The following is a 5,780-nucleotide window of genomic DNA, read 5'->3' as shown; positions in this document are numbered from 1 at the left end:
GTGCTCGGCAAGGGCATTACCGGTACAGCCCTTGCCGAGCACGGCTCGGCACTACCGGTTGCCGGCCCCACAACGCAACAGGCCCGCTTGCGCGGGCCTGTTGCGGTCAGGTGCCCAAGGCTTATCAGCTGGACAGGTGTTCGATCGCGGCCACGCTGCCGAGGCGGTCACCCAGCGTACGCAGCAGCGCCAGCCGGTTGCCGCGCAGGGCAAGGTCATCGGCATTCACCATCACCGCGTCGAAGAACGCATCGACCTGCGGGCGCAGGCGGGCCAGGCGGCCGAGCACGGCCACGTAGTCCTTGTGCGCCAGCGCGGTGCCGGTGTCGTCGATGGCAGCGGTGACGGCTTCGGCCAGTTCGCTCTCGGCCGGCTCGCGCAGCAGCGCCGGGTCGATCATGGCCGGGATGGCACCGTCGGCCTTGCGCAGGATGTTGCGGATGCGCTTGTTGGCTGCAGCCAACGCTTCGGCTTCCGGTAGCTGGGCAAAGGTGCCGATGGCATCGATGCGGCGGTCGAAGTCGTACAGCGAGGCCACGCGCAGTTCGGCGACTGCATTGAAGTGGGTGGCCGGCACGCCCTTGTCGGCGTAATAGCCCTTCAGGCGGTCGATGATGAAGTCGTAGAGCTCGCCCGCATCGGCCTGCACATTGCGCTCGGCAAGGCCCGCATTGGCCGAAGCCAGCAACGCCGGCAGATCCAGATCAAAACCCGACTCGATGATGCTGCGGGCCAAGCCCAGCGCATTACGACGCAGCGCGAACGGATCCTTATTGCCGGTCGGCTTCAGGCCAGCGGCAAAACCGCCAGCCAGCGTGTCCAGGCGCTCGGCAATGGCCAGCACCTTGCCCAGCGGCGACAGTGCGATGTCATCGGCGGCGAAGCGCGGCTGGTAGCTCTCGTCGATGGCCAGCGCCACCGACGGCGATTCGCCACCGGCAACGGCGTAATGACGGCCGGCGATGCCCTGCAATTCAGGAAACTCGTTGACCATGCGCGACTGCAGGTCGTTCTTGGCCAGCTCGGCGGCACGCTTGGCCTGCACCGGATCGGCACCGACCTGCGGCGCGATGATCTGCGCCAGCGCGCTGACCCGCTGCACCTTGTCGGCGACGCTGCCCAGCTTGGCCTGGTAGGTGACGGTCTTCAGGCCCTCGCCCATTGCCACCAGACCCTGCTTGAGGTCTTCGTCGAAGAAGAACTTGGCATCGGAGAAGCGCGGGCGGATGACGCGCTCGTAGCCCTTGGAAACCTCGGCCACGTCCCTGGATTCGATGTTGGCGATACCGATGAACTTCTCGGTCAGCTTGCCGCCGGCATCGAGCACCGGGAAGAACTTCTGGTTGATCTCCATGGTCTCGATCAACGCTTCCTGCGGCACGGCCAGGAATTCGCGCTCGAAACTGCACAGCACCGCCGCCGGCCATTCGACCAGGTTGACCACCTGCTCCAGGTTGTCGTCGGTGATGCGGGCCACACCGCCAGCCTGTGCGGCAGCGGCATTGACCTCGGCGACGATGCGCTCGCGGCGCGCGTCGGCGTCGACCAGCACGTTGGCGGCCTTCAGCGATTCGACATAGTCGGCCGGGTTGCTCAGCCACACCTGCTTGTCGGCCATGAAACGATGGCCACGGCTGAAGCGGTCGGACGTCAGGCCCAGCAGCTCGGCCGGCACGATGTCGTTGCCGTGCAGCAGCACCAGCCAATGCACCGGACGGGCGAAGGCGTATTCGTGGCTGCCCCAGCGCATCGGCTTGGGGATGGGCATGGCGGCGATGGCTTCGCGCAGGATCTCCGGCAGCAGGCTGGCGGTCTGCGCGCCCGGGGTCACCGAACGCAGCACGAAACGCTCGCCCTTGGCATCGCTGGTGCGCTCCAGCGCGGTCCAGTCGATGCCGGCCTTGGCGGCAAAGCCCTGCAACGCCTTGGTCGGCTCGCCATTGGCGTCCAGCGCGATGTTCAGGTACGGGCCGAATACTTCCGAATGCTGCTCGGGCTGTTCGGTCTCCACGCCGGGCAACAGCACGGCCAGGCGACGCGGGGTCGACAGCGGCTTGGCATCGCCACGCTCGAAAGCCACGCCACGCTTGGCCAGGCCATCGATCACGCCATCGAAGAAGGCCTGCGCCAGACCCGGCAGCGCCTTGACCGGCAGCTCTTCCACGCCCAGTTCGATCAGCAGCGGCTGCATGCTCATGCCTGCACCTCCTTCGCTGCCACGGCTTCGAGGCGCTTGGCCTCGTACAGCTTGGCCACCGCCTGGGCCAGCGCGCGCACACGCAGGATGTAACGCTGGCGCTCGGTCACCGAGATGGCGCGGCGTGCGTCGAGCAGGTTGAACGAATGCGAGGCCTTGCAGACCTGTTCATAGGCCGGGAGCGGCAGGCCGGCTTCCACCAGCTTCTGTGCTTCCTTCTCGCAGGCGTCGAAGCGATGGAACATTTCTTCCACGTCGGCGTACTCGAAGTTGTAGGTGCTCTGCTCCACCTCGTTCTGGTGGTAGACATCGCCATAGGTGACCGGGGTGCCGTCCGGACCGTAGGTCCAGATCAGGTCGTAGACGTTGTCGCAGTTCTGCAGGTACATGCAGAGCCGCTCCAGGCCATAGGTGATTTCGCCCAGCACCGGCTTGCACTCCAGGCCACCGGCCTGCTGGAAGTAGGTGAACTGGGTGACTTCCATGCCGTTGAGCCAGATTTCCCAGCCCAGGCCCCAGGCGCCCAGGGTCGGCGATTCCCAGTTGTCCTCGACGAAGCGCAGGTCATGCACCAGCGGGTCGATGCCCAGCGCCTTGAGCGAATCCAGGTAGAGCTGCTGGATGTTGTCCGGGCTCGGCTTCATCGCCACCTGGTACTGGTAGTAGCGCTGCAGGCGGTTGGGGTTCTCGCCGTAGCGGCCGTCGGTGGGGCGGCGCGAGGGCTGCACGTAGGCGGCATTCCAGCTTTCCGGGCCGATCGAGCGCAGGAAGGTGGCCGGATGGAAGGTGCCGGCACCGACCTCCAGGTCCAGCGGCTGGATCAAGACACAGCCCTGTTTCGCCCAGAAATCATTGAGGGTCTGGATCAGTCCCTGGAAGGTAATCGAAACGGGGGGAGTCGCGGACATGCTGCCTGAGCCGTACGTAAGGGGTGCGTTAGTATAGCGACCGACCGCGCGATGGCCGCGCCAGCAAGGGGTTTGGGGTGGAGAACGCGGCTCTGGAAGGCACTCAGGCACCGTCACCGCAGGTGGCTATCGCCCCGGGAAGGCTGCAGTTTTCCAATATCGCCAGCGCCCTGCTGGCCGATGGGCTGGTGGCCGCGCACGACCAGGAGCGGATCCGTTTCTCTGCCCAGGGCGCGCGCAATGCCAGTGAAGTGCACCCGCTGGTACTGCTGGCCAACCTGAAACTGGCAGCCGCCACCGGAGCCGGCGAGCTCGGCCTGGAGCGCCTGACCGAATGGCTGGCCGCACGCACCCATACCCGTTATTTGCGTATCGATCCGACCCGCGTGGACGTGTCCGGCGCCACCGCCGTGGTCTCCCATGCCTATGCGCGCCGCCACCGCATCCTGCCGCTGGGCCTGGACAGCGAGCGCGTGCTGGTGGCCACCAGCGAGCCGATGGCACGCGACTGGGTGCCGGACCTGCAGCACCTGACCCGCCGCCGCATCGACATGGTGCTGGTCAATCCGCTGGACCTGCACCGTTACTCGATGGAGTTCTTCGGCGTGACGCGCTCGGTGCGCGGCGCGCGCAGCGACGCCCGTGACAGCAGCAACGGCATCACCCCGCCCAGTTTCGAGCAGTTGGTGGAACTTGGCAGCGCCGGTGACGTCAACGCCGACGACCACCATGTGGTCAGCATCGTCGACTGGTTGCTGCAGTACGCCTACGAGCAGCGTGCCAGCGACATCCACATGGAGCCGCGCCGCGACAAGGGCCGGGTGCGCTTCCGCATCGACGGCGTGCTGCACAAGGTGTTCGAACTGCCGCCGTCGGTGATGACCGCGGTGATCAGCCGGGTCAAGGTGCTGGGGCGCATGGACCTGGCCGAGCGCAGGCGCCCGCAGGACGGCCGCATCAAGACCCGCTCGCCGGGTGGGCGCGAGGTGGAAATGCGCCTGTCGACCATGCCCACCGCCTTCGGCGAGAAGTGCGTGATGCGTATCTTCGACCCGGACTCGGCGTTCAAGAGCATCGAGCAGCTGGGCTTCAGCCCGGAAGAAGCTGCCGGCTGGAACGAGTTGGTGGCGCGCCCGCACGGCATCGTGCTGGTCACCGGCCCGACCGGCTCCGGCAAGACCACCACCCTGTACTCCACGCTCAAGCGCCTGGCCACGCCGGACGTGAACGTTTGCACGGTGGAAGACCCGATCGAAATGATCGCGCCGGAGTTCAACCAGATGCAGGTGCAGGCCAATATCGACCTGGACTTCGCCTCCGGCGTGCGCACCCTGCTGCGGCAGGACCCGGACATCATCATGATCGGCGAAATCCGCGACCTGGAAACCGCGCAGATGGCGGTGCAGGCTTCGCTGACCGGCCACCTGGTGCTGTCCACCTTGCACACCAACGACGCGCCCTCGGCGATCACCCGCCTGCTCGACCTGGGTGTGCCGCATTACCTGATCGCCTCCACCGTCAACGGCGTGCTGGCGCAGCGACTGGTGCGTACCCTGTGCCCGCATTGCAAGGCGCCGGACAGCTTGAGCGACAGCGACTGGGCGCCACTACGTCATGCCCATGAAGCATTACCAGATGTGGTCACGGCATATGCGCCGGTCGGTTGCCTGGAGTGCCGACGCACCGGTTACATGGGCCGGATCGGCCTGTATGAGCTGCTACCACTGGGTTCGCGACTGCGCGCCCTGATCACCCGCGACATGGATCTGGCCGGATTCAGCAAGGCCGCGACCGCCGACGGACTGCGCACCCTGCGCCGCACCGGGCTTGAAAAGGTGGCAGCAGGGCTGACTACAATCGAGGAAGTCCTGTCAGTACTGCCGCCGCCGGAATGAAGTCCCAGCCGTTCTTGATCGTTGAAACCGGGCAACCGTTCCCGACCCTGCGTCGCTATGGGCGTTTCCCGCACTGGATCCGCGTCGCCGCCGGGCTGGAAGAAGCCGACACCGTGGTGGTCAACGTCGAGCACGGCGAGCAGCTGCCCGAACGTAGCGATTTCGCCGCCACCATCGTCACCGGCTCGGCCGCCTTCGTCACCGATCGCGCCGATTGGAGTGAACGCAGCGCCGACTGGCTGCGCGACGCCGCCCACGCCGGCATGCCGCTGCTCGGCATCTGCTACGGCCACCAGCTGCTGGCGCATGCCTTGGGCGGCGAAGTGGCCTACAACCCGGCCGGACGCGAGTCCGGCACCATCCAGCTGGAGCTGGAAGCCCCGGCTTCGGCCGATCCACTGTTCGCCGGCCTGCCGGCCAGCTTCCCGGCCCACGCCACCCACCTGCAGACGGTATTGCGCGCGCCCGAAGGCGCCACCGTGCTGGCCCGCTCGGTGCAGGACAACTGCCACGCCTTCCGCTGGGGCGAACAGGCCTGGGGCCTGCAGTTCCACCCGGAATTCGCCACCCACCATATGCGCGGCTATGTGCGCGCCCGCGCCGACTGCATCGCCCGCCACGGCGGCTGCGCCCGCAGCGTCGCCCGCGAGGTCAGCGCCGCGCCGCTGGCCCGGCAACTGCTGCGCCGCTTCGTGCGCCACGTCCGCCGCGAGACGCATTGAACCTGTTTGGCTGCACCCAACCCCTGTAGTGCCGAGCGATGCTCGGCAGGGGCTTTAC

The 5,780-nt window shown here is 66.9% G+C and carries 4 protein-coding genes; 2 read left to right on the top strand and 2 right to left on the bottom strand.

Annotated elements, in window-relative coordinates:
* Positions 1–124 precede the first annotated feature (124 nt).
* The gene (gene glyS / locus ACVOLI_RS20020) at positions 125–2,197 is read right to left on the bottom strand and encodes a glycine--tRNA ligase subunit beta (protein ID WP_481615720.1); all 2,073 of its coding nucleotides are present in this window, start codon (positions 2,195–2,197) and stop codon (positions 125–127) included.
* Complete coding sequence (gene glyQ, locus ACVOLI_RS20015) at positions 2,194–3,105, bottom strand: glycine--tRNA ligase subunit alpha (protein WP_293711779.1); 912 nt, start codon at positions 3,103–3,105, stop codon at positions 2,194–2,196. Before glyQ ends, glyS begins: the two co-directional genes overlap by 4 nt.
* 122 nt (positions 3,106–3,227) lie before the next feature.
* Between glyQ and ACVOLI_RS20010 the strand changes: the two genes are divergently transcribed.
* Together ACVOLI_RS20010 and ACVOLI_RS20005 are read left to right on the top strand one after the other, a co-directional pair.
* Positions 3,228–5,000 carry a GspE/PulE family protein gene (locus tag ACVOLI_RS20010; RefSeq protein WP_481615721.1) on the top strand — a complete coding sequence of 591 codons (1,773 nt, stop codon included), beginning with the start codon at positions 3,228–3,230 and terminating at the stop codon, positions 4,998–5,000.
* Complete coding sequence (locus tag ACVOLI_RS20005) at positions 4,997–5,722, top strand: glutamine amidotransferase (protein ID WP_282272688.1); 726 nt, start codon at positions 4,997–4,999, stop codon at positions 5,720–5,722. Before ACVOLI_RS20010 ends, ACVOLI_RS20005 begins: the two co-directional genes overlap by 4 nt.
* Positions 5,723–5,780: the final 58 nt, after the last annotated feature.

It is taken from the genome of Stenotrophomonas sp. STEN029 (assembly GCF_056760015.1).
Note: the sequence above shows the minus strand (reverse complement) of the source record. Positions and strands in the feature narration are given on the sequence as shown.

What these genes read in the sequence shown, in the direction of transcription:
- glyS (WP_481615720.1), bottom strand. Translation starts at nt 2,197, where the DNA reads ATGAGCATGCAGCCGCTGCTGATCGAACTGGGCGTGGAAGAGCTGCCG.
- glyQ (WP_293711779.1), bottom strand. Translation starts at nt 3,105, where the DNA reads ATGTCCGCGACTCCCCCCGTTTCGATTACCTTCCAGGGACTGATCCAG.
- ACVOLI_RS20005 (WP_282272688.1), top strand. Translation starts at nt 4,997, where the DNA reads ATGAAGTCCCAGCCGTTCTTGATCGTTGAAACCGGGCAACCGTTCCCG.